21 protein-coding genes are annotated in these 24,405 nt (G+C 67.0%); 11 read left to right on the top strand and 10 right to left on the bottom strand.

Annotated elements, in window-relative coordinates; translation table 11 throughout:
- Positions 1 to 3 precede the first annotated feature (3 nt).
- The 6 genes from AC07M1_RS12900 to AC07M1_RS12875 are packed head-to-tail and all read right to left on the bottom strand — an operon-like array spanning position 4 to position 6,585.
- Positions 4 to 1,221, bottom strand: a complete 1,218-nt coding sequence (locus AC07M1_RS12900) for a S41 family peptidase (RefSeq protein WP_495163021.1) — start codon at positions 1,219 to 1,221, stop codon at positions 4 to 6.
- Positions 1,218 to 2,600, bottom strand: coding sequence for a sensor histidine kinase (locus AC07M1_RS12895; RefSeq protein ID WP_495163020.1), 1,383 nt, complete (start codon positions 2,598 to 2,600; stop codon positions 1,218 to 1,220). Before AC07M1_RS12895 ends, AC07M1_RS12900 begins: the two co-directional genes overlap by 4 nt.
- Positions 2,597 to 3,673, bottom strand: a complete 1,077-nt coding sequence (locus AC07M1_RS12890) for a DUF2336 domain-containing protein (RefSeq protein ID WP_495163019.1) — start codon at positions 3,671 to 3,673, stop codon at positions 2,597 to 2,599. The genes AC07M1_RS12895 and AC07M1_RS12890 overlap by 4 nt, the downstream gene beginning before the upstream one ends.
- 57 nt (positions 3,674 to 3,730) lie before the next feature.
- A complete protein-coding gene (locus tag AC07M1_RS12885; RefSeq protein ID WP_495163018.1) occupies positions 3,731 to 4,897 on the bottom strand; it encodes a hypothetical protein in 1,167 nt (388 codons plus the stop codon).
- A gap of 21 nt (positions 4,898 to 4,918) precedes the next feature.
- Positions 4,919 to 6,115: an exo-beta-N-acetylmuramidase NamZ family protein gene (locus AC07M1_RS12880; protein ID WP_495163017.1), complete on the bottom strand. Its 1,197-nt coding sequence runs from the start codon at positions 6,113 to 6,115 to the stop codon at positions 4,919 to 4,921.
- Positions 6,112 to 6,585: a DOMON-like domain-containing protein gene (locus AC07M1_RS12875; RefSeq protein ID WP_495163016.1), complete on the bottom strand. Its 474-nt coding sequence runs from the start codon at positions 6,583 to 6,585 to the stop codon at positions 6,112 to 6,114. Before AC07M1_RS12875 ends, AC07M1_RS12880 begins: the two co-directional genes overlap by 4 nt.
- A gap of 246 nt (positions 6,586 to 6,831) precedes the next feature.
- Between AC07M1_RS12875 and tyrS the strand changes: the two genes are divergently transcribed.
- Positions 6,832 to 8,052: a tyrosine--tRNA ligase gene (tyrS, locus tag AC07M1_RS12870; protein ID WP_495163015.1), complete on the top strand. Its 1,221-nt coding sequence runs from the start codon at positions 6,832 to 6,834 to the stop codon at positions 8,050 to 8,052.
- 95 nt (positions 8,053 to 8,147) lie between these two features.
- On the top strand, positions 8,148 to 8,480 hold the full coding sequence (locus tag AC07M1_RS12865; protein WP_495163014.1) for a PilZ domain-containing protein: 333 nt from the start codon (positions 8,148 to 8,150) through the stop codon (positions 8,478 to 8,480).
- Between the two features lies 1 nt (position 8,481).
- On the opposite strand, the gene AC07M1_RS12860 is transcribed toward AC07M1_RS12865, so the two are convergent.
- From AC07M1_RS12860 to recG, 3 genes are all read right to left on the bottom strand, one after another.
- Entirely contained in the window at positions 8,482 to 8,919 is a 438-nt protein-coding gene (locus AC07M1_RS12860; protein ID WP_495163013.1) for a DMT family transporter, read from the bottom strand.
- A gap of 59 nt (positions 8,920 to 8,978) precedes the next feature.
- Complete coding sequence (locus AC07M1_RS12855; protein ID WP_495163012.1) at positions 8,979 to 9,236, bottom strand: DUF2798 domain-containing protein; 258 nt, start codon at positions 9,234 to 9,236, stop codon at positions 8,979 to 8,981.
- A 157-nt stretch (positions 9,237 to 9,393) separates the two neighbouring features.
- Entirely contained in the window at positions 9,394 to 11,451 is a 2,058-nt protein-coding gene (gene recG, locus AC07M1_RS12850; protein ID WP_495163011.1) for an ATP-dependent DNA helicase RecG, read from the bottom strand.
- A 70-nt stretch (positions 11,452 to 11,521) separates the two neighbouring features.
- Here recG and AC07M1_RS12845 point away from each other — a divergent pair, with 70 nt between their 5' ends.
- The 5 genes from AC07M1_RS12845 to AC07M1_RS12825 all read left to right on the top strand — a co-directional run bounded on the left by AC07M1_RS12845 (position 11,522) and on the right by AC07M1_RS12825 (position 19,540).
- Positions 11,522 to 11,788: an FAD assembly factor SdhE gene (locus AC07M1_RS12845; protein WP_495163010.1), complete on the top strand. Its 267-nt coding sequence runs from the start codon at positions 11,522 to 11,524 to the stop codon at positions 11,786 to 11,788.
- A gap of 127 nt (positions 11,789 to 11,915) precedes the next feature.
- Entirely contained in the window at positions 11,916 to 15,389 is a 3,474-nt protein-coding gene (gene mfd / locus AC07M1_RS12840) for a transcription-repair coupling factor (RefSeq protein WP_495163009.1), read from the top strand.
- 129 nt (positions 15,390 to 15,518) lie between these two features.
- Positions 15,519 to 16,934 carry a hypothetical protein gene (locus tag AC07M1_RS12835; protein WP_495163008.1) on the top strand — a complete coding sequence of 472 codons (1,416 nt, stop codon included), beginning with the start codon at positions 15,519 to 15,521 and terminating at the stop codon, positions 16,932 to 16,934.
- A 366-nt stretch (positions 16,935 to 17,300) separates the two neighbouring features.
- Positions 17,301 to 17,798 carry a GAF domain-containing protein gene (locus tag AC07M1_RS12830; RefSeq protein ID WP_495163007.1) on the top strand — a complete coding sequence of 166 codons (498 nt, stop codon included), beginning with the start codon at positions 17,301 to 17,303 and terminating at the stop codon, positions 17,796 to 17,798.
- A 206-nt stretch (positions 17,799 to 18,004) separates the two neighbouring features.
- Positions 18,005 to 19,540 (top strand): DEAD/DEAH box helicase, encoded by a 1,536-nt coding sequence (locus AC07M1_RS12825; RefSeq protein ID WP_495163006.1) that lies wholly within the window; start codon positions 18,005 to 18,007, stop codon positions 19,538 to 19,540.
- 73 nt (positions 19,541 to 19,613) lie between these two features.
- Here the strand turns inward: AC07M1_RS12825 and AC07M1_RS12820 are convergent, their stop codons facing one another.
- Positions 19,614 to 20,483: a tetratricopeptide repeat protein gene (locus AC07M1_RS12820; RefSeq protein ID WP_495163005.1), complete on the bottom strand. Its 870-nt coding sequence runs from the start codon at positions 20,481 to 20,483 to the stop codon at positions 19,614 to 19,616.
- 313 nt (positions 20,484 to 20,796) lie between these two features.
- On the opposite strand from AC07M1_RS12820, the gene AC07M1_RS12815 reads away from it, so the two are divergent.
- Genes AC07M1_RS12815 through AC07M1_RS12800 form a run of 4 tightly spaced genes read left to right on the top strand, consistent with a single transcriptional unit; the run spans position 20,797 to position 24,402 of the window.
- Complete coding sequence (locus AC07M1_RS12815; protein ID WP_495163004.1) at positions 20,797 to 21,351, top strand: F0F1 ATP synthase subunit delta; 555 nt, start codon at positions 20,797 to 20,799, stop codon at positions 21,349 to 21,351.
- An 11-nt stretch (positions 21,352 to 21,362) separates the two neighbouring features.
- Entirely contained in the window at positions 21,363 to 22,892 is a 1,530-nt protein-coding gene (atpA, locus tag AC07M1_RS12810) for a F0F1 ATP synthase subunit alpha (RefSeq protein ID WP_495163003.1), read from the top strand.
- Positions 22,893 to 22,902: 10 nt separating this feature from the next.
- Positions 22,903 to 23,520 carry a LysE family translocator gene (locus AC07M1_RS12805; protein ID WP_495163002.1) on the top strand — a complete coding sequence of 206 codons (618 nt, stop codon included), beginning with the start codon at positions 22,903 to 22,905 and terminating at the stop codon, positions 23,518 to 23,520.
- Positions 23,521 to 24,402: a F0F1 ATP synthase subunit gamma gene (locus AC07M1_RS12800; protein ID WP_495163001.1), complete on the top strand. Its 882-nt coding sequence runs from the start codon at positions 23,521 to 23,523 to the stop codon at positions 24,400 to 24,402.
- The last annotated feature ends 3 nt before the right edge of the window (positions 24,403 to 24,405 follow it).

Below are 24,405 nucleotides of genomic sequence, written 5' to 3'. Positions count from 1 at the left end.
GCGTCAGCCGAGCGCCATCCGCCGCTTCGCCTCGGCGATGCCCGCCGCCAGGATATCGGCGCCGTCGGGCACCAGCACATCGGGCCGCATCGTCCAGCGCGGCCGATCCTGCACGTCATAGACCGGCTCGGCCGAATATTGCAGCTCGATCCCGCTGCGGTCGAGCCGCAGCTGAAACACCGCCGCGCCCAGCCCCATCATCGGCGTGCCGACGATCGTCGCCCGGCCCAGCCCCCGCATGCCCATCGGGAAGCCCTCGGCCATGCTGGCGCTCCAGTGATCGCACAGCACGATCACCGGCTTGGTCCAGGTGAATGGTCCGCGCGGCTCGACGGTTTCGGTCCAGCGCGGGCTCAGACCAGCACCTGCCCTGCGTCGCATATAGGCATAGGGCATGCGTTCGGTGATGAAGCGGCCCATGATCGGCCGCGCCACCGCGGTGTCGCCGCCGCCATTGCCGCGCACGTCGATCAGCAGCGCCGGGGCGTCGCGAAACTCCGTCAGCGCCGCGTCGAGTCCCGCGACCACCGCGTCGTCGGCAAAGCTGCGGATCGCGATCAGCCCGATCCCGTCCTCCAGCCGCCGATGCGCGACATTGGGCAGATCAGCCCGCTGCTTGAGCGGCAGCACGACGTCCCGCACGGGCGCATCGCCGGACCGGACGGCAAAGCGGCGCGGTATCCCCCGCCGCCCCGCCGCGACGGTGCCGATGACGAAGGCGTCGGCCGCAGGGTCGGGCCGCTTGAGGCAGCGCAACGCGGCAGCCTGGATCGCGGTCTCGATCGGCACGCCGTCGATCGCGGTCAACACGTCGCCGATCGCGATCCCCGCATCCGCCGCCGCCGAATCCGCCTGTACGGCGGTGACGCCGATCCCGCCCGGCGCCCGCGCGACCATCAGGTCGAACGGCGGCGTCCGCGCGATCCCGTCGGGGCCGTTGCGCACCGAGGTATGCGGGTCATAGAGTTCCGCCAGCGCGCGCTTCAGCACCATCGCGAGCGCGTCCCGCGACGGCGCGGCGATCGCCTGCGGGCGATAGACGCTGCGCACCTTCGCCCAATCGGTCGCCTTCTCGCCGAAGAAGCAATAGCGCTCGGCCAGCGTGCGCCACATCTCGTCGAAATCCTGCGCGTAGCTGATGTCGCGCTCCGGCTCGCGCGCCCATAGCGGGGCCGTGACGCCGGCGAGCGCGCCGCCCAATACCCCTCGGCGCGCGATCACGCGTCGCGGCTCGGCAGCGTCAATACAAAGCGCGCGCCCTCATTGGGAGCACTGTCGACCAGGATATCCCCGCCCATCGCCCGCGCCAGCCGGCGCGCGATATAGAGCCCAAGCCCGCTGCCGCCCGGCTCGCCGGGATCGACGCGGCCGAACTTCTCGAAAATCTTGGCCTGATCTTCGGCCGCGATGCCCTTGCCCTGATCGGCGACGATCACGCAGCCAAGGGCGCCTTCGCGCTCGATCTGGACCCACACCGATCCGCCCGGAGGCGAGTAGCGCACCGCATTGCCGATCAGATTGACCATGATCTGCAGCACGCGGCGGAATTCGCCGGTCACCGGCATTTCGGCGTCGGCACGCGGCTTTTCGATCCGCACATCGGCCTCGCTCGCGCGCACCGCCAGTAGTCCGGCGGCGCGGCGGGCGATATCGGCAAGGTCGATCGGCTCGATCTCTACGGTGAAGTCATCGCGCTCGATCGCGCTCAGATCGGCCAGATCCTCGACCAGCGACAGCAAATGTCGCCCGGCATTGGAGATATCGGTGGCATATTCGGCATAATCGTCGCGCAGCGGCCCATCGACCCGTGCGCTGATGCTGTCGGCATTGGCAATGATCCGCGACAGCGGCGCCCGCAGCGCCTTTTCCAGCCGCTGGCCGAACTCGGCGGTGAACTCCGGGTCGGCCACCGCCTGCGAAGGCGCGGCAGCCTCTTCAGCGGGATCGACCAGCACCGCCGAACCGCTGAAACCGGCAAACCGGCCGACCGCATCGACCCGTGGGCTGGCGGAAATCCGCACCCGCTGTCCGGTCCCGCGCAGCTCGGCGACCTGTCCGTCGAAGCGGGTCTGCTCCGCGGCGGCGGTCAGGATCGGCAGCGCGCCTTCGTCATCGGCTTCAAGCGCGAACAGCAACGTCAGCGGCTGTCCCAACATCGCCACGGCGTCGAAGCCATGTTCGCTCCCGGCCTCGGCAGCCAGATGGGTAATCCGCATCGCCGCGTCGGTCTCCCACACCCAGTCGGCTTCGGCGTGAAGGAAATCATTCTCACGCAGCATATCGCCGTCGGGCGCCTGCCAGGCCGCACGTGGGCGCCAGCCACTCACCTCCAGCCGCACGCCCTCCCGGTCGGGATCGGCACGAACCCACAGGTCCAGATCATCCTCGCCATCGGCGGCAACCACCCCACGCGACACCGCGATGCCCAGCCGCTGCGCCAGCCGGACGATCGACGCGATCGGCGGCACCGCCAGCGGCGCGCCTACCTTGCCCCCGGCGCGCGAATTGAGGTCGGCCAGGCGCGCTTCGGCATGGACCAGCCGCCCGTCGGGACCGATCCGCCCCATCGAAACGGGCAAATTGGGCTCCATCGCGTTCATCGCCCGGCCCGATTCAATGCCAGCAGCGCCGCGCGATAGTCGGCTGGAAGGGTCAGCGATGCGATAGCCTCCCGTGCGTCCTCAACACTAATCTCCATGATCGAATCGAGCTGGTCGGCAAACGCCTCGACATTACGGCGTGGATCGGCCTCGCTCAGCGCCACGCCCAGCCGCGCGACGGCGGCCCGGTCGAAATCAAGCGCGCGCAACGCGACCCACAGCCGCCCGCTCGTCGCGTCGAAGGTCATCGCCCGCGCGCCGTCGAAATCGATTCGCAGCGCATGCGCCAACAGTGCCGCGAACAGCGCGACGCGCCGGTCGCCCAGCGCCTCGGCCAACAGATCGGGAAGCTCGCCGGGCCGGGCATCGATCGCCGCCGCCAGCAGCATCGCCGCCGCCTCCAGCCGGTCACCCTCGTCATGCGCGGCCAGACTGCGCTGCGCCGCCTCCGCCAATGCACGGTCGAGCGCGGGCGCCGGCCCCGCGACGCCGGCCCTGAGCGCCGCCGCGACCTGCCAAACCAGTTTATGGTGGAGCTCCGACGGCAGATCGGTCTGCGCCAGCGGGCCGTTGTCCGGCAGGCTGCGCCGGCGGCTCTCGCTCACCAGCACCGCCGCCGCGCCCTGGGCCAGCAGCCGGTCGGGATGCTGCGCCAGCCGGTTGAGCAGACTTGCCCTGTCAGGTTCGTCCTGCGCCTGTACCGCCATTCCGCCCGCCAGCAGGTCCTGGCGCACGCGCGCAATCAATTCGCCCATCAGTGCCGGATCGCGGAGCAGTCCCGATGCCTGCAGCGTATCGGCAACGCCATCCTGCGCCGCCAGCATATCCGCCAGTGCCGTCTCGCCCTGAGCGCGCAACTGTCGTTCGGCATGGCCGCCCACCTCGCCCTCCACGGTCGCGACCAGCGCGCGCAACAGCCGCGCCAACGCGGCACGCGAGCGCTCGTCGAGCCGGTGGTCATCGGAAAGCGCGAAGTCCGCGATCGATGCGTTCAGCGCACGATGCGCGACAGCGTCCGCCGCCGCGCTTCGCGCGAGCAACGCCTGTGCCCCGTCGCGGGCACCTTTACGCATGTCGCCAATCGGCCTGGACATGGTTCCGAACTTAAAGGAACTGCGGTTAAGACAGAGCTAAGGCTTTTCTCGCCGACTCTCAACCGCCAGCGCGAGCGTGACGAAGGCATAAATCGTCACCAGCGCGAGCCCCCAGCTCACCCGGTCCACGATCGCAAAGGGGGTGACGAGCAGCAGATACCCCGCCGGACTGCCCCACCAGCGCCGGATCCGGGCCTGGGTCCGCTCGCCGATCAGCGCCGCGGCGATGCCGGTCAGCGCCAGGATCAACCCGTCGAGCGTGCCGTCGACCCGCGTCTCGGTGATGCCCAGCGCCAGCACCACCATCGCGGCGATCGCGCCGATCAGATGCTCTTGAGTCGCTGCGCTCTTCTCCTCGCCACGCAGTGCTGACAGCGCCGCGCCGGTCGCCAGCGCGGCGACTCCGGGCAGCGCCACCCCTGCGCCCCAGGGCCAGCCGAACCCGATCAGCGCCGCCGCGCCCGCGCCCAGCGCCAGGCCGCCCGCCGTCAGCACCCAGCCGGGCACCGCCTTCTCGACCACCTTGGGCAGCACCAGCCGCGCGACGCGGGTGAAGACGTGGCGGTCTGCCCAGCTCGTCCGCCGCTCGGTCAGCGCCGCGAGAACGGCGTTGCTGCGCGAGGCGAGCGCCCCGCCGTCGCGCTCGACCCCATGGCCGGACCGCACCGCGCTCGACGGCAGCGGCACCTGTTCGGCGCCCGCTTGCACGATCGCGCGCAGCAGGGTCGACTGGAAATCATAGTCGGCGGGAAAGGCGGCGATGTCGGCGATGCGCTGTGCCGGGATGCGTGCCACGCCGGCCCAGCAATTCTGCGCATCGACCCGTTCGAGCGAGGCCGCCGGCTCCTGAGTGACGAGGATCGCGTCCTTGCCCTCGTTCGCCATTCTCTCGACGACATCGTCGGTGGTGACCAGGCCGTCGGCGAGCACCACCACGCTCGCCAGCGGGTGCGCCTTGGTCGATGCCTCGGCGGCGGAGCGCACGATATCGACCGGAACGCCGCGTTTCGCCGCGCGGCTGACGGCGCCCAGCAGCGCGGGTGTCACGCGCGTCACCGCGACCAGGATCTGCCCCGCCCCGGCCCCGACCAGCAGCCGTGCTTGGTACTCAAGCAGGGTCATGCCCCCGAACGGCAGCGTCGCCGCCAGCGTTCCGGGCTTGTCGCCTGCGTCCTCGGTCGCGAAAATGAGCCCCGCCAACATCATGCAGCGGTTAGGGCAAAGTCAGTAGCGAAGGAACCCCCGCCGCACCGCTTCCCACGCCGATTCGTCCGCTCGAGTCGCCGAGTCGAGATCGCCGGGTACAGCGCCCGCGTCGTCGACCCATTCGCGCAGCCCGGGGCCGCCGTTGATCACATCGATGGCGAGCTTGTCGAATTCATATTCGTACGGGAAGTCGCGCCACAGGTCATAGTCCGGGTAGAGCGACCGCATCGCCTTGAACCCCAGCGCCTGCAACCGCCACGGACGGAACGCCGCATGGTCGTACCCCGCTCCCTCGGCATGGATGAACACGCCGCTGCACAGCTGCCCGACATGCTTGTGGAAGGTCGGCTGGAACCAGACATCGCGCAATGTGCAGCCCGCGAGCCACTCGGGCGCGATCCGCCGCATCTCCGCGATCACCGCCTTGGCATCGATATCGGGCGCGCCGAACAACTCCAGCGCGCGCGTCGTCCCGCGCCCTTCGGACAGGGTCGTCCCCTCCAGCATCACCGTGCCGGCATAGGCGCGCGCCATGTTGACGTTGGCGGCATTGGGGCTGGGGTTGATCCACACTCGCTCGGGCGGCCAGCCGAAACCGGGCGCTTCCTCGGGCGCCCAGCCCTGCATCTCGATCACGCGATAGGACAAGTCGAGCTTGAACTGGTCGATGAACCACGCACCCATCTCGCCCAAGGTCATGCCGTGCCGCATCGGCATCGGCCCGGCGCCGACAAAGCTCTCCCAGCCGGGCAGCAAGGTTAGCCCCTCGACCGGACGCCCCGCCGGATTGGGCCGGTCGAGTACCCACACTTCCTTGCCATGCGCCGCAGCAGCCTCGAGCATGTAGAGCAAAGTCGTCACATAGGTGTAGATGCGGCAACCCAGGTCCTGCAGGTCGATCAGGACGATGTCGAACGTGTGCATCGACTGGCCGGTCGGCCGCCGCACTTCGCCATAGAGGCTGAACACCGGCATCCCGTAGGTGGGATCGGTATAGTCCGGCGACTCCATCATATTGTCCTGCAGGTCGCCGCGCACGCCATGCTGTGGTCCGAACACCGCCGAGACATTCACCCCGGCCGCAACCAGCGCGTCGAGCGAGTGGGTCAGGTCCGCCGTCACCGATGCGGGATGCGCGAGCAGCGCGACGCGGCGGCCCTTGAGTTGGTCGAGGAGCGCGGGGTCGGCGAGCAGCCGGTCGATACCGAAGTTCATGAGGCGTCAGGTGCCGGGAGTTCGAGCGCAAAGCAATCGGGATGATGGAAATCAGGCTTTCCCGGCGGGTGGCGTAGCGCCCAATAGGATTTGGTGCCGTCGACCTCCTCGATCACGGCGGAGAGGCTGATTGCCACCGGCCCTGCCGGAATCGCCGCGAGATCGATCTCCGCCTCCAGAACGAAGCTCTCGCCCTGACGCTCCAGTTCGATGCGCGGTTCAATCAGCAGCTCGAGGTCGCGCATCCCGGCACGGTACCCGTCGAATGCATAGGCCGCCCATTGCCCCGAGGGCGACAGATTGAACTCGACATAGCCATCACCGCCGCCGGGTTTGAGGAACAGCTCACAACAGGTTCGCTGCCACAAGCCGTCCATGCGGCCGGGCGATACGGGATCGGGCACCGCCAACCCGCCACCCGGCGTGACGTAAAAGGTCAGCGACACCTTCTCACCGTCGGCCATGGACATTTCGACGTCGACGGACCTCACGGTTCCGGGTGGGGTGTCCGGATGCGGAGCGAGCGAAAGCGCATGGGCGAGGGGAAACATGATGCAGGCGTAGCATCGCCCGTCCCCGCCTTGAAATCGCTTTCCCGCATCCCCGGATTCAGCCTGGCCCGGTGACGATGCCATTCACCGTTTTGTCCTGCTTTCGATTACCTGCCACACCACCCCATGGCGCGCCGCTTCCAACCCTGCTAACCGCGCCGCGCTATGACCGAATACACGTCCGATCTGCTTCGCCTGCTCGACCAGCGTGGATATATCCACCAGGTCACCGACGCCGCCGCGCTCGACGCGCTGGCCAGCAAGGAGATCGTGCCCGGCTATATCGGCTTCGATCCGACCGCGCCCTCGCTGCACGTCGGCAGCCTCGTTCAGATCATGCTGCTGCGCCGCATGCAGCAGGCCGGTCACAAGCCGATCGTCCTGATGGGCGGCGGCACCGGCAAGATCGGCGATCCGAGCTTCAAGGACGAAGCCCGCAAGCTGATGACCGACGAGATCATCCAGGCCAACGTCGCCTCGATCAAGACGGTGTTCGAGAAGTTCCTGACCTTCGGCGACGGCCCGACCGACGCGGTGATGGTCGACAATGCCGACTGGCTCGACAAGCTCGAGTACATCCCGTTCCTGCGCGACATCGGCCGGCATTTCTCGGTCAACCGCATGCTGAGCTTCGATAGCGTCAAGCTGCGGCTCGACCGCGAGCAGTCGCTGTCGTTCCTCGAGTTCAACTACATGATCCTCCAGGGATATGATTTCCTGGAGCTGTCGCGCCGCGCCGCGTGCCGCCTGCAGATGGGCGGATCGGACCAGTGGGGCAACATCGTCAACGGGATCGAACTGGCGCGCCGCGTCGACGGGACCGAGGTCTATGGCGTTACCACGCCGCTGATCACCACCGCCGACGGCGGCAAGATGGGCAAGACCATGTCGGGCGCGGTGTGGCTGAACGAGGATCAGCTCCCCGCGTTCGATTACTGGCAGTTCTGGCGCAACACCGACGACCGCGATGTCGGCCGCTTCCTGCGCCTGTTCACCGATCTGCCGCTCGACGAGATCGCTCGGCTCGAAGCGCTGGAAGGCGCCGAGATCAACGAGGCGAAGAAGATCCTCGCCACCGAAGCCACCGCCATGTGCCGTGGCCGCGAGGCCGCCGAAGCCGCCGCCGAGACCGCGCGGAAAACCTTCGAGGAAGGTACGTCGGGCGACGACCTCCCGACGCTGGCGGTGCCGGCGGAAGGCATGGGCATCGTTCAGGCCAATACCGCCATCGGCTTCGCAGCCTCCAACAAGGAGGTGAAGCGCAAGATCGAGGAAGGCGCGATCCGCGTGAATGGCGAGAAGGTCTCCAGCCTGGATGTGATCGTCAAGCCGGGCGACAAGATCAGCTACGGCCAGAAGAAGCACGGCCTGATCGTTCAGGCCTGATAGGGTTTCGCTAACCACGAGAGTTGCCGGGACGTTTACACCCGCCGCCTAGCCTTTGATTCCAGGGCATTGGGGGAACTCGCGGGCATGGACGCGTGACGTATCAATTCTCATCCCGCGCGGCAGCCGCGGCCGCCGATGATCGTCGCCTGGTCGAGCGCGACGAGGTCCATTACCGAGCCCGCGCCTTCGGTCCCGACGCCCAGCCGGTGACCCTGCTGATCGTCAATATCTCGCCCCACGGCCTGATGGCCCGCTGCGAAAAACCCTTCGCCGAGGGCGACCGGATGCGGGTGACGCTTCCCGCGGTCGGGGTGGTCGCGGCGGAGGTGCGCTGGTCGCTCGGCGGCCGCCTGGGCGCCAGCTTCGACACCGCGATCGATCTCGCCGGTTACTATGAGCTGATCGCCCAGCTGATGAAGAAGTGATCTAACCCTTTCGGACCAGCACGACTCCGGCGAGCACCAGCAGCACGCCAAAGGCCTTCATCGGCGTCACCGGGTTCTGCGCGAGGCGGATCAGCCCGAAATGGTCGATCACCAGCGCCGCCGCCAGCTGCGCGGCAATGGCGATGGTCAGCATCGACGCGAGGCCCAATCGCGGCGCGGCATAGGCCGAGGTCGAGACGAAGATCACGCCATAGATTCCGCCGGTCCAGGCCCACCACGGCACGTCCTTGAGGGTGGCGGGTGAGGTACGATCCAGCGTCGCCCAGATGCCAAGCAGGATCACGGTCCCGACCCCGAACGAGATCAATGACGCCAGGATCACCGATCCACTGCGCGCCAGCGTGCCGTTGACCGGCGGCTGCATCGCTACGCCGATGCCCGCGAGAATCGTCATCAAGATGGGGAAGATCGCGGACATCTGCGCAGCAGATAGGTCGTGACGCAGCCGGTTCAACCCGTGCTACGCCCTTTCCCCGATCAGGCCGACGGCCGCTCGACGATCGCACCGACAATTCGTCGGACCACCGGCAGCAGCATCAGGAGGACCGGAAAGGCGATCACCCAGGACAGGGCCCAGGCCCCCATCCAGGCGCGCGGAAAGGCTTCGGAGAAACCCAGGCTCCGCGCGGTGGCGATCGCCGAGACGACAAAGGTCATCATGATCGAAAGGATCAGCGCCGAGATAAAGCCCGCATGACGGGCGGGCAGGCGGCGAGGACGAAAATTGCTTGGCATGTGTTTCTCATAGTCAGGGCATCGGCCAGCATCCCGGGAAGATCCCCGTTTCCCGGCCGATCACCGGGTTGGATGCGTTGCCTGACGTGAGACGCTTACGGCCTTCGCGTGAAGGCAGCTCGCCCCTGTCACAGATGCGATCGATTCGCAACAGACTTCAACCCGCGCGCAGCAATCCCACCGCCGCATCGCGCTCGAACAAATACAGCGCGACCCGGGCTGCCTGCCCGCGCTCGCCGTCCAGCCCGCCATCGCGATCGACCAGCAGCCGCGCATCGGCATTGGCCGCGCCGATCAGCTCGGCGAACTTCTCGGGCGGCGCGAGCCTGAAGGTCTGCTCGCCCGACTGGCGCGTGCCCAGCATCTCGCCCGCCCCGCGCAGCCGCAGATCCTCCTCGGCGATACGGAACCCGTCATTGGTCTCGCGCATCAGCGCCAGCCGCGCGCGCGCCGTCTCGCTCAGCGTCCCGCCGCGCAGCAGCACGCACACCGACCGACCACCACCGCGCCCGACGCGTCCACGCAACTGGTGGAGCTGGGCGAGGCCGAAGCGGTCGGCATGCTCGATCACGATCAGGGTGGCGTTGGGCACGTCGACGCCGACCTCGATCACTGTCGTCGCGACCAGCACGCCCAACTCGCCTGCTGCGAAGCGCGCCATCACCGCGTCCTTCTCCGGCCCCTTCATCCGGCCGTGGACCAGTCCGATGCGATCCCCAAACCGCCCGCGTAGCGCTTCTGCGCGCTCCTCGGCGGCGGCAAGGTCGATCTTCTCGCTCTCCTCGACCAGCGGGCACACCCAATAGGCCTGCCCCCCGCCCGACAGATGCCGGGCGAGACCATTGACGATCTCCTCCAGCCGTTCCTCGCTGATCACGCTCGTCTCGATCGGCTGGCGGCCCGGCGGCATCTCGTCGAGCTTGCTCACGTCCATCTCGCCATGCGTCGCGAGCTGAAGCGTGCGCGGGATCGGCGTCGCGGTCATCACCAGCAGATGCGGCGCGGTCTTCGCCTTGGCCTGGAGCATCATCCGCTCGGCCACGCCGAAACGATGCTGCTCGTCCACGACGACCAGCCCGAGGTCGCGATACTCGACCCCCTGCTGGAAGATCGCATGCGTGCCGATCAGGATATCGATCGAGCCGTCGTGCAGCCCCATCAGCGTCGCTTCCCGCGCCCGCCCCTTGTCGCGCCCGGTGAGGATGGCGATGCGGACATCGAGGCCGGAGAACAGCCGTTGCAGCGTTTCGAAATGCTGTCGCGCGAGGATCTCGGTCGGCGCCAGCATTGCCCCTTGCGCGCCCGCCTCGACCGCGATCAGCAGCGCCATGGCCGCGACCAAGGTCTTGCCCGCGCCGACATCGCCCTGCAGCAGCCGCAGCATCGGGCGGTTCTGCGCCATGTCGCCCTCGATCTCACGGATCGTCCGCGACTGCGCACCGGTCGGCGTATAGGGCAGCCGCAGCGCATCACGCAGCCGCCCGTCGCCCGCGAGCGGCCTTCCCTTCTTCGCCCGCGCCGCGCCGCGCACCAGCATCAGGGCCAGCTGGTTGGCGAATACCTCGTCATAGGCCAGCCGGTCGCGCGCCTTCGCGTCCGCGGGATCGGCATGGATCCGCGCCAGCGCCTCGCGCCACGCCGGCCAGCCGTTCCGTTCCTTCAGGCTCGGCTCGATCCATTCGGGCAGTTCGGGTGCGCGCTCGACCGCCTGCGCCGCCAGTGCCGCCAGCCGTTTCGAGGTCATTCCCTCGGACAACGGATAGATCGCTTCTCGCCCGGCGGGTTCGGCGGCTTCGGGTGCGACCACCTCGGGGTGCACGATCTGCAGTTCCTGGCCGTATTGGTCGAGCTTGCCCGACACCCAGCGCGGCTCGTTCAGTGGCAGCTGCTTCTTCGCCCAGCCCGAATTGCCGCCGAAGAACACCAAGGTGACATAATTGCCCTTGGCATCGACCGCTTCCACCCGCGACGGCGCCCGCGCGCTACCGCCCATCCGGTAGTTTACCGGGGTCAGCGTGATCGCGATGATCTTCCCGACATCCGCCGCATCGAGCTCCTCGCGCGGCAGCCGGTCGATCCAGCCGCTCGGCAGGTGGAAGGCCACGTCCACCGCGCGCGCCAGCCCCAGCCGCTCCAGCGGCTTGGCGAGTTGCGGCCCCACGCCCTTGAGCGCGGTGACTTCGGCGAACAGCGGGTTGAGGATATCGGGGCGCATGTCTATCTGCGTGTGCCTACACCCAGCCGGCAGCGCAACAAAGCGCCGTCGGCCAATTTGCGTTGAGAAAATGGACCGCGAAACCCGCCTGAAACGTCTCCGCTTCCGCGCCTGGCACCGCGGCGTCAAGGAAGCCGATTTGATGATCGGCGGATTCTTCGACGCGCACCACGCCAGCTGGAGCGACGCCGAGATCGAATTGTTCGAAGCGCTGCTGGAAGAGCAGGACGTCGACATCATGGCCTGGGCGATGGGCACGCAACCCGTCCCGCCCGAATATCATGGCGCGATCATGGCCGCGCTCAAGGCGCTGAACTACGTGCCGGTCGCCGAGTAATTCCAAAGCCGTCACCCCGGCCTCGTGCCGGGGTCCACCGGGCGGCGCATGAATCCAGAGAGCCTCTTGCGCATCGCGGGCGGCAAAGTGGACCCCGGCACGAGGCCGGGGTGACGAAGAGAGCAGAATGCCCGACCTGAACCAGATCCTCTCGGCCAAGGCGCCGCTCACCCTCTCCGGCGCGCCCTCGGGTTTCCTCCCCTGGCTGCTTGCCGATCTCGCGCGCGCGTCCACCACCGGCGCCGTCTATATCGCGCCCGACGAGGCCGCGATGCGCGCGGTCGCCTCCACCGCGGCCTTCTTCGCGCCCGAGCTTGAGATCATCCAGTTCCCCGCCTGGGACTGCCTGCCCTATGACCGCGCCAGCCCCACGCTGCGCGTCATGGCCGAGCGCATGGCCGCCCTCGCCGCGTTGCAGGGCAAGTCCGCCAAGCCGCGGCTGATCCTCACCACCGTCAACGCCGCGACCCAGCGCACCCTTACCCCGTTCCGCATCCGTCAGATGACCGCGCGCCTCGCTCCCGGCGAGCGCATCTCGCTCGACAAGCTCGCCGCATTGCTCTCGGCCAATGGCTATGTCCGCACCGACACCGTCCACGACTCCGGCGAGTTCGCCGTTCGCGGCGGCCTGGTCGACCTGTTCCCCTCGGGCTCCGAGCAAGGCCTGCGCCTCGACTTTTTCGGCGACGAGATCGAGAGCGTCCGCACCTTCGATCCCTCCGACCAGCGCACCACCGGTCGCGTCGACGGCTTCACCCTGCTCCCTGCCTCCGAAGCCCTGCTCGACGAGGACACGATCAAGCGCTTCCGCACGCGCTATCGCGAGAAGTTCGGTGCCACCGCCACCGGCGATCCGCTCTACCAGGCGATCAGCGACGGCCGCCGCCTCGCCGGGATGGAGCATTGGCTACCGCTGTTCGAGGAACGGCTCGAAACCCTGTTCGAGCATCTCCCCGCAGACGCCGTGATCGTCCGCGACGCCGGGGACGCCGGTGCGGCGGAAGGCCGGTTCGAGGCGATCGCCGACTATCAGGCCAATCGCGTCCGCGCCCAGTCGACCGACGCCGGCAGCTACCGCCCGCTCGGCACCGACCAGCTCTACCTTCTCCCCGCCGAGTGGGAGAAGCGCATCAAGGAAGCCAGGGCCCATCTCGCCACGCCCTTCCACGAGCCCGAGAGCGCGACCGTCCTCGACTTCGCCGTCGATGGCCCGCGCGACTTCGCGCCCGAGCGCGCCGCCGGCACCAACATCTACGAAGCCGTCACCGATCACCTCGCCAAGCTGCGCAAGAGCGGCAAGAAGCCCGTCCTCGCCAGCTATTCGATCGGCTCGCGCGAGCGCCTCAAGGGCCTGCTCGCCGACCATGGCCTGCCCAATGCCGTGTTCGCGGAGAGCTGGCAGGAGGCGCTCGGCGTCGCCGCGGGTGGACGCGATTCGGGCAATGTCGCCCTCATCGTCCTGCCGCTCGACCACGGCTTCACCTCGCCCGAGGTCGCGCTGCTCACCGAGCAGGACATGCTCGGCGACCGCCTTGTCCGTCGCAACAAGCGCAAGAAGTCGACCGACGCCTTCCTCGCCGAACTCGCCACCCTCTCCCCCGGCGACCTCGTCGTCCATCTCGAGCATGGCATCGGGCGCTATGAGGGCCTGACCCAAATTCCGGTGCAGAAGGCGCCGCACGATTGCGTCGCGCTCACCTATGCCGGCGGCGACAAGCTCTACGTCCCCGTCGAAAATCTCGAGGTCCTCTCACGCTACGGCTCGTCCGACGAGATGGCATCGCTCGACCGCCTCGGCGGCGAGGCGTGGCAGCGCCGCAAGTCGAAGATGAAGGAGCGCATCCGCGAGATCGCGGGTGAACTCATCGCCACCGCCGCCGCGCGCGCCGTCCGCCCGGGCGAGGTGCTCGAACCCGATCCCGGCGGGTATCCCGCCTTCGTCGACCGCTTCCCCTTCACCGAGACCGACGACCAGGATCGCGCCATCGGCGACGTGCTCGAGGATCTGTCCGCCGGCCGCCCGATGGACCGGCTCGTCGTCGGCGACGTCGGCTTCGGCAAGACCGAGGTCGCGCTGCGCGCCGCCTTCGTCGCGGCGATGGCGGGGCAGCAGGTCGCGGTGGTCTGCCCCACGACGCTCCTTGCCCGCCAGCATTTCACCAATTTCGTCCAGCGCTTCGAAGGCTTCCCGATCCGGATCGGCCGCCTCTCCCGCCTCGTCCCCGCGGCCGAGGCCAAGGCGACCAGGGAAGGCCTCGAATCCGGCCAGATCGACATCGTCATCGGCACCCATGCCGTGCTCGCCAAGGGCATCGAGTTCAAGCGCCTCGGCCTCGTCATCGTCGACGAGGAACAGCGCTTCGGCGTCACCCACAAGGAACGGCTGAAGGGCCTCAAGGCCGACGTCCACGTCCTCACCCTCACCGCCACTCCGATCCCGCGTACCTTGCAGATGGCGATGTCGGGCCTGCGCGAGCTGTCGGTGATCCAGACCCCGCCGGTCGATCGCCTCGCGGTGCGCACCTATGTCATGCCGTGGGACCCGGTCGTGCTGCGCGAGGCGCTACTGCGCGAACATTATCGCGGCGGTCAGAGCTTCCTCGTCACCCCGCGCATCGCCGATCTGCCCGATATCGAGAAGTTCCTGCGCGAGGAGGTGCCGGAGGTGCGCTACGTCGTCGCCCACGGCCAGATGGCGGCGGGCGAGGTCGAGGAGCGCATGTCCGCCTTCTACGACAAGAAATATGAGGTGCTGGTCTCCACCACCATCATCGAGTCCGGCCTCGACATCCCCAGCGCCAACACGATGATCATCAACCGCGCCGACCGCTTCGGCCTCGCCCAGCTCTACCAGCTGCGCGGCCGCGTCGGCCGGGCCAAGACCCGCGCCTATGCCTACATGACCACCGCGCCCCAGCGGCTGATGACCGAAGCGGCGGAAAAGCGCCTCAAGGTCCTGTCCGACCTCGAAAGCCTCGGCGCCGGGTTCCAGCTCGCCAGCCACGATCTCGACCATCGCGGCGCGGGCAATCTGCTCGGCGACGAGCAGTCGGGGCATATCAAGGAGGTCGGCTACGAACTCTACCAGTCGATGCTGGAGGAGGCGATCATGGACGCCAAGGCCGGCGGCCTCGCCGATGCGCGCCCGCGCGACCTGTCGCCCCAGATCACCGTCGACGCCCCGATCCTGATCCCGGAGAGCTTCGTTCCCGATCTCGACCTGCGCATGGGCCTCTACCGTCGCCTGAACGAGGTCGAGGACAAGACCGGGATCGAGGAATTCGCCGCCGAGATGATCGACCGCTTCGGCAAGCTGCCCGAGGAGACCGAGAACCTCCTCCTCCTGATCGAGGCCAAGCTCAACGCCAAGCGCGCCTGCATCGCCAAGATCGATGTGGGGCCCAAGGGCGCGCTGGTCAGCTTCCACGAAGACAGCTTCCCCAGCGTCGAGGGCCTGATGGCCTATGTCGCCAAGCTGGAGGGCACCGCCAAGCTGCGCCCCGACATGAAGCTGGTCATCAGCCGGGCGTGGGCGACGCCGCGCGCGCGGTTGAATGCTGCGGTACAATTGTCGCGGGGGCTGGCGAAGGCGGCGGGGTGAGAGGGAGGCATTGGCGGCCTCACCACCTTAACTTTTCATTTTCCTACACAGAACAAATCATGAACATCAATGCCGAGGCGATTCGTCACGGCAGCCGTTGTCGCGTCGCCTTCTCAAAGGAGGTCTTGAATGTCAGAACTTAATCTCTTGGACTTTGGCACCGGCGTCGGCACCGGATCTGCCAGCGTCGATACGGCGGCTTGGCAGGCAGCGCTGAATGCCCTCGATGCCGACACGAAGAAGCTCGTGGTGCCTCCGGCCGAATATCTCATCGATCAGGAGCTTCATGCCCCGATTGCGCTCAACTGCGCCGAGATCGTCAGCCAGGGGGGCTATGATGGCGTTAGGGGTCCAGTCAACAGCGGGCTCTTTACTTCGCTGAAGTGGGTAGGACCGGAGGATACTGAAAAGGCCGTGGTGAAGTTCGACCAAGCCTCCGGCGTGGTTTGGAGCGGTATCAGCATCAACTGTAATCACAAGGCCCGCTACGGCCTGCAGTTCATGTCCTCATCACCCAACTCGGGGTCGGTAAAGAACATCGTCGAACGGTGCAGTTTTCACTACGCACTGCGCGATGGTATCATCGTTGGGCGATGGGGAGAGCCCGATGCGAATCCCGGCGACCGCCAGTTCTTCGCAAATCGCTTTACCGATCTCACTTTCTATGGCTGCGCCTACTCGGCAATCCACATCAACGAGTGGAACGCCGACCAGCAGATTTTCGACAGCATCAGCCTTTACTATGATGACTCGCCGATCGCGCAGCCGATCCGGTATGGTATTTGGTTCGACAGCGGCGGTCAGGCCTCGGTGCTCGATACCTGCCAAGGGGGATTCGGCGCCCTGCCTCCGGTGCTCGAAAGCGAGGACGGCGCAGGCTATCTGATCTTCAACAAGAAGATGGGCAGTACGATCGGAGGCGCATTCGGCCTTGATGTCCGCAACTCCTGGATGGAAGGATCATGCGGCCTCTATTGGGGGGTCACGAGCACAAATGACCACAAGGCAAACAAGTTCAGCCGCTGCGCAGCATTCACCAGCGATCCTGAAAAGCACCCATCCGTCTTTATCGACAAGGGCACCTCGGCACAGATTCCGCACACGTTCGATACCTGTACATTCCTGTCCGATATCAAGATCGAAAGCGCGACGTTCCTAAAACAGTCATTGCACGTCGAAAATTGCGCATTCGCTTCGGGTAGGGGTGTGATTGACAGCGATAACATTCGGACCGACCGGGGGTTCGCGACTGCCAGCATCGCCAGCGGTGCGCTGGTTCTGCCCAGATACGCGGACGTGGTGCAGGTCCTCCTGAATCAGAACGTTTCCGTGGCTTACGGCCTCGGCATGAGCAAGAAGGGGGACAGGCTCACGATCATCACCACGCAAGACGGCACGGGTGGGCGGACGATCAACTTTGCCGCCAGCGGCAATTTCGCGTCGAATCCGCCGATTCCCGATCCCAGCTCGAGCGTGAATTCGGTGACCGCCTATTCTTTCATCAGCGATGGCACAAAATACTACCTGGTCGGCGTCGCGCCGTGATTTCCGACATGTGATCAAGGAGGAGGCGAGGCCGACCAAGAGGCCCGCCTCCTCTTCATCAAGCCGTGGACTGTCCGCTTTCGCCGAGTCCTTAGCCGACGACCTCCCCTTGCAATGTTGGATTTCGTCTGCTCGCCTCACCCCGTCGTACGACGACCGCTCTTTGACCCCGTCGATCCGCACGAGCCAGGCTGCAACCTGACGCTCCAACCCCACCATCGCGGCCAAGTTGACAAAAAAACCGCGTTTCGAGTCAACTTTGTCAACTTCGACAACCACCCTCGCGACACTGACAACCGCCAGCCCACCCCACTCTTTTCCTCGCCCTCTCCGCGTGTTAACCATCTTTCCCCAGAGGGGGAGCGGATGGCGCAGTACGACATCCAGGGCCGTCACGCGCGGCTGGCGCAGGCGATCGGCCTGCTCGATTCAGCGTCCGGCTGGGACGATGCCAGCAAGATCCTGCGCGACCATGCCCGCGCCATCGCCGATGCCGACGGCATCACCGTGGTGCGGCGCGAGGGCGACGAGGTGTTCTACGCGGCCGAGGATGCGATCAGCCCGCTCTGGACCGGCCAGCGCTTTCCGGTCGAACGCTGCATCTCCGGCCTCGCGATCATGGCGGGCGAGCCGATCCTGATCCCCGATATCCGCAACGATCCGCGCGTCCCGCTCAACGCCTATCTCGCGACCTTCGTCGCCAGCATGGCGGCGTTCCCGATCGGGCGCACCGCCGCGCTCGGCGCCTATTGGCGCCACCCCGGCGCGGTCGACCTCGAAGCGGTCGGGCTGATGACCCGCCTCGCCGCCGCCGCGGCGCTGATCCTCGACCCCAATGCACCGCCCGCGCGCAAGGCCGGCTGACCTCACATTGACTTTTGGCAGCATCACTGCCATATCCCCGCCCAGCGAGGCGTTATGCAGCGTGATCGGACGTGCCGGAAACCCGGCCGCCCCGGCTCCGCCTCGGTTGATTTACAGGCTCCCCTGTCACGCGGGTTGTCATTTTTGACCCCGCCTCCGTGCGCGCTTTCGGCGTGCGCGTCGGCCGTTATTACGAAGAGATTCCCTTGACCGAATTCAATACCCTCGGCCTGTCCGAGACCACCCTCGCCGCGCTTGCCGCGAAAGGCTACACCACCGCGACCCCGATCCAGGCGCAGTCGATCCCGGCATTGCTCGAGGGCCGCGACCTGCTCGGCATCGCCCAGACCGGTACCGGCAAGACCGCGGCGTTCATGCTGCCCTCGATCGATCGCCTGATCGCATCGGGCAAGCGCGCCCAGCCGCGCGGCTGCCGCATGCTCGTCCTCGCCCCGACCCGCGAACTGGCCAGCCAGATCGCGCAGAGCGCCCGCGACTATAGCAAGGGCTCGCGCCTCAGCGTCGCCACCGTGTTCGGCGGCACCTCGATCCACAAGAACAAGACCGACCTCGCGCGCGGCGTCGACATCATCGTCGCCACCCCGGGCCGCCTCGTCGACCTGATCGACCAGTGCTACGCGATCCTGCTCGGCATCGAGATCCTCGTGCTCGACGAAGCCGACCAGATGATGGACCTCGGCTTCATCCATGCGCTCAAGCGCATCGTCCGCGAACTGCCGAGCAAGCGTCAGACCCTGTTCTTCTCGGCAACCATGCCCAAGTCGATCCGCGACCTCGCCGGCCAGTTCATCAGCAACCCGGTCGAGGTGAAGGTGACTCCGGTCGCCACCACCGCCGAGCGCGTCGAGCAGTTCGTGACGAACGTCAACCAGGCCGAGAAGCAGTCGCTGCTGACGATCAAGCTGCGCGACGAGAGCATCGATCGCGCATTGATCTTCACCCGCACCAAGCATGGCGCCGACCGCGTCGTGAAGCTGCTCGCCGCCAGCGGCATCGCCGCCAACGCGATCCACGGCAACAAGAGCCAGCCGCAGCGCGAGCGCGCGCTGGGCGAGTTCCGCTCGGGTAAGGTCAAGCTGCTCGTCGCCACCGACATCGCCGCGCGCGGCATCGACGTGTCGGGCGTCAGCCACGTGTTCAACTTCGAGCTGCCCAACGTGCCGGAACAGTATGTCCACCGCATCGGCCGCACCGCGCGTGCCGGCGCGACCGGCATCGCGATCAGCTTCTGTGCCGATGACGAGCGGACGTACCTGCGCGACATCGAGCGGCTGACGCGTCAGAAGCTCACCGTCGTTCCGCTGCCCGAGGACTTCATGGCCGAATCCGCGCGGATCAAGTCCGCGCGCGGCCCGATCCCGATCAGCCGTGACGAGATGAACGGCCGCAACGGCCGCACCATGGCGGATCGCAACGCACATCATCGCCACAACTCGCAGAGCCAGCGCGGCCCGCGCGGCAACCCCGCCGGTGACCGTCGCCAGGGTGAGCAGCGCAGCGATCGCCCGCAGGGCGAGCGTCAGGCCCGGCCGGAAGGCCAGCGCCAGGCTCGTCCCGAAGGCCAGCGCCAGACGCTTGGCGCCAGCTTCGGCGGGCGTGAGGGCGGCCAGAACGGCAACGGCCAGCGTCCGCAGGGCGATCAGCCGCGCTTCTACGGCCCCAAGAAGAAGAAGTGGGCACCCCGCCCCGCCGGCGGCCAGCGCAGCGGCGGCGGACGCTAAGTAGAACGACAACGGGCGGCCCCAGGGCCGCCCGTTTGCTATCGGGCCAAGGCCGGCCCGCCTCCCTTCAGACTCACCGGCGCCGGCGCGCTGCGTCGTCCGCCTGTGCGGCGATCAGGCGATCGATCCGCTCATAGCCGGTGACCGCCTCGTTGCCGCGGCCACCGATCAACGGCGCAGCGCGGCGGTACAGGTTCTGCGCACGACGATAGTCCCCCTCCGCCTCGGCACACAGGCCCAGGTCGAACGTGATCGAGGGGTGATTGGGCGCCTGCGCATCCATCGCCCCCCATGCGGCACAGGCGGCGCGCAGGTCGCGCTGCGTCTGCCTGACGACATCCTTGAACGGGCGGTTGAGTTCCTTGGGCAGCCCCTTGGTGCTTTCGCGGAAGCGGATGCTGTAGGTTTCCACCACCGGCGCGATATCGCGACGCACCGCTTTCGCGATCTCAAGAACCAGCTCGCGCACCGCTTCTTCCTCGGTGCGCGACGGGCTATCGCCGCGGCACCAGCTCGTCTCGTCACGCAGCGGCTTGGCGGCCGAATAGACGATGCGCCCGTCGCTGACGCGGGTCAGCCGAAGGTCGGCGGTGACGTTCACCACCCGGCGCCAGCAATCCACCTCGACGTCGGCCTTGCGCAGGCACTTGCCGCTGTCCTTGCCGCCCTCACGCTCGACACAGCGCTCGCGCTTGTCCTTGTAGCGAGTCTCATCGACACCGCTCGTCACCGCGCCGCCCAGCACCCCCTCGGGCCCGCGCCCCCCGCCGAACGCGGAGATCAGGTCGAAATGCGGACGTCCTTCGACATCGGGCTGCGAGAGCGCGCGCTCGATCGCCAGTTCCACCTGCCGCCCGTCGCGTCCGCTGAAGCGGTCGATCCCCAGCGAATCGAGCATCGCCGCCTCGCGATGGGGCGGCGCGAACTTGCCCGTCATCTGCACGGATTCGCCATAAGCGGGTCCGGCGGCGATTCCCGTCGCCGCAACGCAATATAATGCAACGCGTCGGCCGCACCGCTTCGTCCGCATGATTCCCTCACCCCAAAAATGCTCAATGGAGCAAATAGCTGTTACGGTTTCGCATCGAAGCCGGGCGCTCGCAAGGCCATGATCCTCCCGCAATGCGTCACGCGGGTTGAAACCGCCGCCCCCCTTTGCTACGCGCCCGCCAACCCAAGCAGGGGCTGCCGATCATTCGGCGCGCCCCTTTTTCGCATGGGGCCATTTTCGAGATTCCAAGAGGAAGCACGCGTCCGTGGAGAATTCCGGCGGTATTCAAGCAAGTTTAAGCGGTCGCTATGCCACCGCATTGTTCGAACTGGCGCGTGAGAAAGGCGCGATCGACAAGGTCGAATCGAGCCTTGGCGCGGTGAAGCAGGCGCTTGCCGATTCGCCGGCCTTCGCAGCGCTCGCGAGCAGCCCGCTGGTCGGCCGCACCGAAGCGACCAATGCGGTCGCCGCGGCGGCAAAGGTGATGAAGCTCGATTCGCTCACCGCGAACTTCCTCGGTGTGCTGGCGCAGAACCGCCGCCTCGCCGCTCTGGTCGGCATCGTCCGCGATTTCCGCACGCTCGCCGCGCGTCATCGTGGCGAGACCAGCGCCGAAGTCGTGTCGGCGCATCCCCTTTCCCCCGCGCAGGTCACCGCGCTCAAGGCGCAGCTGCGCGAGCGCGTCGGCCGCGACGTCAATGTCGACCTGTCGGTCGACCCCTCGCTGCTGGGCGGCCTGGTCGTGAAGATCGGCTCCCAGATGATCGACAGCTCGATCAAGACCCGTCTCAATTCCCTCGCGCACGCGATGAAAGGCTGAAGGCTAAGACAATGGATATCCGCGCCGCAGAAATCTCGAAGGTCATCAAGGACCAGATCGCCAATTTCGGTACCGAGGCAGAGGTCAGCGAGACCGGCCAGGTGCTGAGCGTCGGTGACGGCATCGCGCGCGTCCACGGCCTCGACAACGTCCAGGCGGGCGAAATGGTCGAGTTCGCCAACGGCGTTCAGGGCATGGCGCTCAACCTCGAAGCCGATAATGTCGGTATCGTGATCTTCGGCTCGGACGCCGAGATCAAGGAAGGCGACGTCGTCAAGCGGACCGGCACCATCGTGGACGTTCCGGTCGGCAAGGGCCTGCTCGGCCGCGTCGTGGACGGCCTTGGCAACCCGATCGACGGCAAGGGCCCGATCGTTTCCGACCAGCGCTCGCGCGTCGAGGTGAAGGCCCCGGGCATCATCCCGCGCAAGTCGGTGCATGAACCTGTTCAAACGGGTCTTAAGGCGATCGACGCGCTCGTCCCCGTCGGCCGTGGCCAGCGCGAGCTGATCATCGGTGACCGCCAGACCGGCAAGTCGGCCGTCGCGATCGACACCTTCATCAACCAGAAGACCGTCAACGCGGGCACCGACGAGGGCAAGAAGCTCTATTGCGTCTATGTCGCCGTGGGCCAGAAGCGCTCGACTGTCGCCCAGCTCGTGCGCACGCTCGAAGAGAATGGCGCGATGGAATATTCGATCGTGGTCGCCGCGACCGCGTCGGACCCCGCTCCGCTCCAGTTCCTCGCGCCCTATACGGGCTGCGCGATGGGCGAGTATTTCCGCGACAACGGCATGCACGCCGTGATCGTCTATGACGACCTGTCGAAGCAGGCCGTCGCCTATCGTCAGATGTCGCTGCTGCTGCGCCGCCCGCCGGGCCGCGAAGCATATCCGGGCGACGTCTTCTATCTTCACAGTCGCCTTCTCGAACGCGCCGCGAAGCTCAACGACGCCAACGGCAATGGTTCGCTGACGGCACTGCCGATCATCGAGACCCAGGCGGGCGACGTGTCGGCCTACATCCCGACCAACGTGATCTCGATCACCGACGGCCAGATCTTCCTCGAGACCGACCTGTTCTTCGCGGGCATCCGCCCGGCGATCAACGTGGGTCTGTCGGTGTCGCGCGTCGGCTCGTCGGCGCAGACCAAGGCAATGAAGAAGGTGTCGGGCTCGATCAAGCTCGAGCTCGCCCAGTATCGCGAAATGGCCGCGTTCGCTCAGTTCGGCTCGGACCTCGACGCCTCGACCCAGAAGCTGCTCAACCGCGGCGCGCGCCTGACCGAGCTGCTCAAGCAGCCGCAGTTCTCGCCGCTGCCGTTCGAGGAGCAGACCGTGTCGATCTTCGCCGGCACCAACGGCTATATCGACAGCGTACCGGTGCAGGACGTCGTCCGCTACGAAGCGGCGATGCTGGCCGAGATGCGTTCGAAGCATGCCGACATCCTCAAGGATATCCGCGACAGCAAGGACCTGAGCGACGCCACCAAGGGCAAGCTCAAGGACGCGCTGGCAGCGTTCGGCACGACGTTCGCCTGATCGCACGCCGGTGGCCGACCACTCCCTCCTTGCGTGGACGCTCCTCAGCATCGGCCTCGTGCTGACGCCGGGGCCGGACACGATGCTCGTCGCGGGTCACGCGGCGCGTGGAGGGATTCGGGCCGGTCTGGCGGCGGTCGCGGGCGTTGGCCTGGGCGGATTGTGGTACATGGCGCTGTGCGGCTTCGGCTTCCTCAGCATCCTCACCGCCTTCCCGACCCTGTTCATCGTCGTGAAGACCGCCGGTGCGATCTACCTCGCCTGGCTCGGCTTCAAGCTGCTGCACGGTGCGGTGCGTCCGGCGCCGGTCTCGGCTGAGGCGCCTGCGCTGGGCAAGCCCTTCTGGCAGGGCCTGCTCTCCACGGCGCTCAATCCCAAGGTCGCGCTGTTCTTCCTGGCGATCCTGCCGCAGTTCGTGGGCGAAGGCCCCGGTGCCCCGCTCAAGGGCGCGCTGCTGATCGCCGTGCCTTATGTGCTGGGCAGCTTCTGGCTTTCGGGCCTTGCTTTCGTCGCTGCCCGTGCGGGCCGCGCGGCGAAGCAGAGCAACGCGATGCGTTGGGTCGAAGGTCTGCTCGGTACGGCATTCATTGGTCTCGCGGGCCGTCTGGCCCTTGCTCGGAATTCGTAAATGGCAAGTTTGAAGGCCCTCAAGGTCCGCATCGGCTCGGTGAAGTCGACGCAGAAGATCACCAAGGCGATGAAGATGGTCGCCGCCGCCAAGCTGCGCCGCGCGCAGGAAGCGGCCGAGGCCGGGCGTCCCTACGCCCAGCGTCTCGAAGCCGTCGTCGCCTCGCTCGCCAGCAAGGTGAGCATCAGCGAAGCTTCGCCCAAGCTGCTCGCGGGCACCGGCAAGGATCAGGTCCACCTGTTCGTCGTCGCGACGTCGGACAAGGGCCTGGCCGGCGCGTTCAACACCAATATCGCCCGCCTGGCGCGCCGTCGCGCGCAGGAGCTGATCGCCGAGGGTAAGACGGTCAAGTTCTACACCATCGGCAAGAAGGGCCGTGCGGTGCTGAACCGGCTGTTCCCCAAGGACATGCACCATGCGATCGAGCCGGGTGATCTCGGCAAGCTCGGCTTCGCCGATGCGCGTGGCTATGCCGACGACCTGATCGCCCGCTTCGAAGCCGGCGAGTTCGACGTCGCACACCTGTTCTACTCGAACTTCAAGTCGGTCCTGACCCAGGAGCCGACCGAGCAGCAGATCATCCCGGTCGCGATCCCCGCGGCGCCTGAAGGTGATGCCGCTGCCTCGGCCGTCACCGAGTATGAGCCAGGCGAAGAGGAAATCCTTGCCGACCTGCTCGGCCGCAACGTCGCGATCCAGCTCTACCGCGCGATGCGTGAAAACGCTGCGTCGGAGCAGGGCTCGAAGATGACCGCGATGGACAACGCCACGCGCAACGCGGGCGACCTCATCAAGCGTCTGTCGATCCAATATAACCGCGCCCGTCAGGCCGCGATCACGACCGAGCTGGTCGAGATCATCTCGGGCGCAGAGGCGCTCTAAGCC

The organism is Sphingomonas sp. GW821-FHT10C01, from assembly GCF_059415525.1.
The sequence above is the reverse complement of the archived record's forward strand: the minus strand, read 5'-3'. Positions and strand labels throughout refer to the sequence as shown.

Bases quoted from the DNA above. Each gene is read 5' to 3' on its own strand.
- AC07M1_RS12895 (WP_495163020.1), bottom strand. From the start codon at position 2,600: ATGAACGCGATGGAGCCCAATTTGCCCGTTTCGATGGGGCGGATCGGT.
- AC07M1_RS12890 (WP_495163019.1), bottom strand. From the start codon at position 3,673: ATGCGTAAAGGTGCCCGCGACGGGGCACAGGCGTTGCTCGCGCGAAGC.
- AC07M1_RS12885 (WP_495163018.1), bottom strand. From the start codon at position 4,897: ATGTTGGCGGGGCTCATTTTCGCGACCGAGGACGCAGGCGACAAGCCC.
- AC07M1_RS12880 (WP_495163017.1), bottom strand. From the start codon at position 6,115: ATGAACTTCGGTATCGACCGGCTGCTCGCCGACCCCGCGCTCCTCGAC.
- AC07M1_RS12875 (WP_495163016.1), bottom strand. From the start codon at position 6,585: ATGTCCATGGCCGACGGTGAGAAGGTGTCGCTGACCTTTTACGTCACG.
- tyrS (WP_495163015.1), top strand. From the start codon at position 6,832: ATGACCGAATACACGTCCGATCTGCTTCGCCTGCTCGACCAGCGTGGA.
- AC07M1_RS12860 (WP_495163013.1), bottom strand. From the start codon at position 8,919: ATGTCCGCGATCTTCCCCATCTTGATGACGATTCTCGCGGGCATCGGC.
- AC07M1_RS12855 (WP_495163012.1), bottom strand. From the start codon at position 9,236: ATGCCAAGCAATTTTCGTCCTCGCCGCCTGCCCGCCCGTCATGCGGGC.
- recG (WP_495163011.1), bottom strand. From the start codon at position 11,451: ATGCGCCCCGATATCCTCAACCCGCTGTTCGCCGAAGTCACCGCGCTC.
- AC07M1_RS12845 (WP_495163010.1), top strand. From the start codon at position 11,522: ATGGACCGCGAAACCCGCCTGAAACGTCTCCGCTTCCGCGCCTGGCAC.
- mfd (WP_495163009.1), top strand. From the start codon at position 11,916: ATGCCCGACCTGAACCAGATCCTCTCGGCCAAGGCGCCGCTCACCCTC.
- AC07M1_RS12835 (WP_495163008.1), top strand. From the start codon at position 15,519: ATGTCAGAACTTAATCTCTTGGACTTTGGCACCGGCGTCGGCACCGGA.
- AC07M1_RS12830 (WP_495163007.1), top strand. From the start codon at position 17,301: ATGGCGCAGTACGACATCCAGGGCCGTCACGCGCGGCTGGCGCAGGCG.
- atpA (WP_495163003.1), top strand. From the start codon at position 21,363: ATGGATATCCGCGCCGCAGAAATCTCGAAGGTCATCAAGGACCAGATC.
- AC07M1_RS12800 (WP_495163001.1), top strand. From the start codon at position 23,521: ATGGCAAGTTTGAAGGCCCTCAAGGTCCGCATCGGCTCGGTGAAGTCG.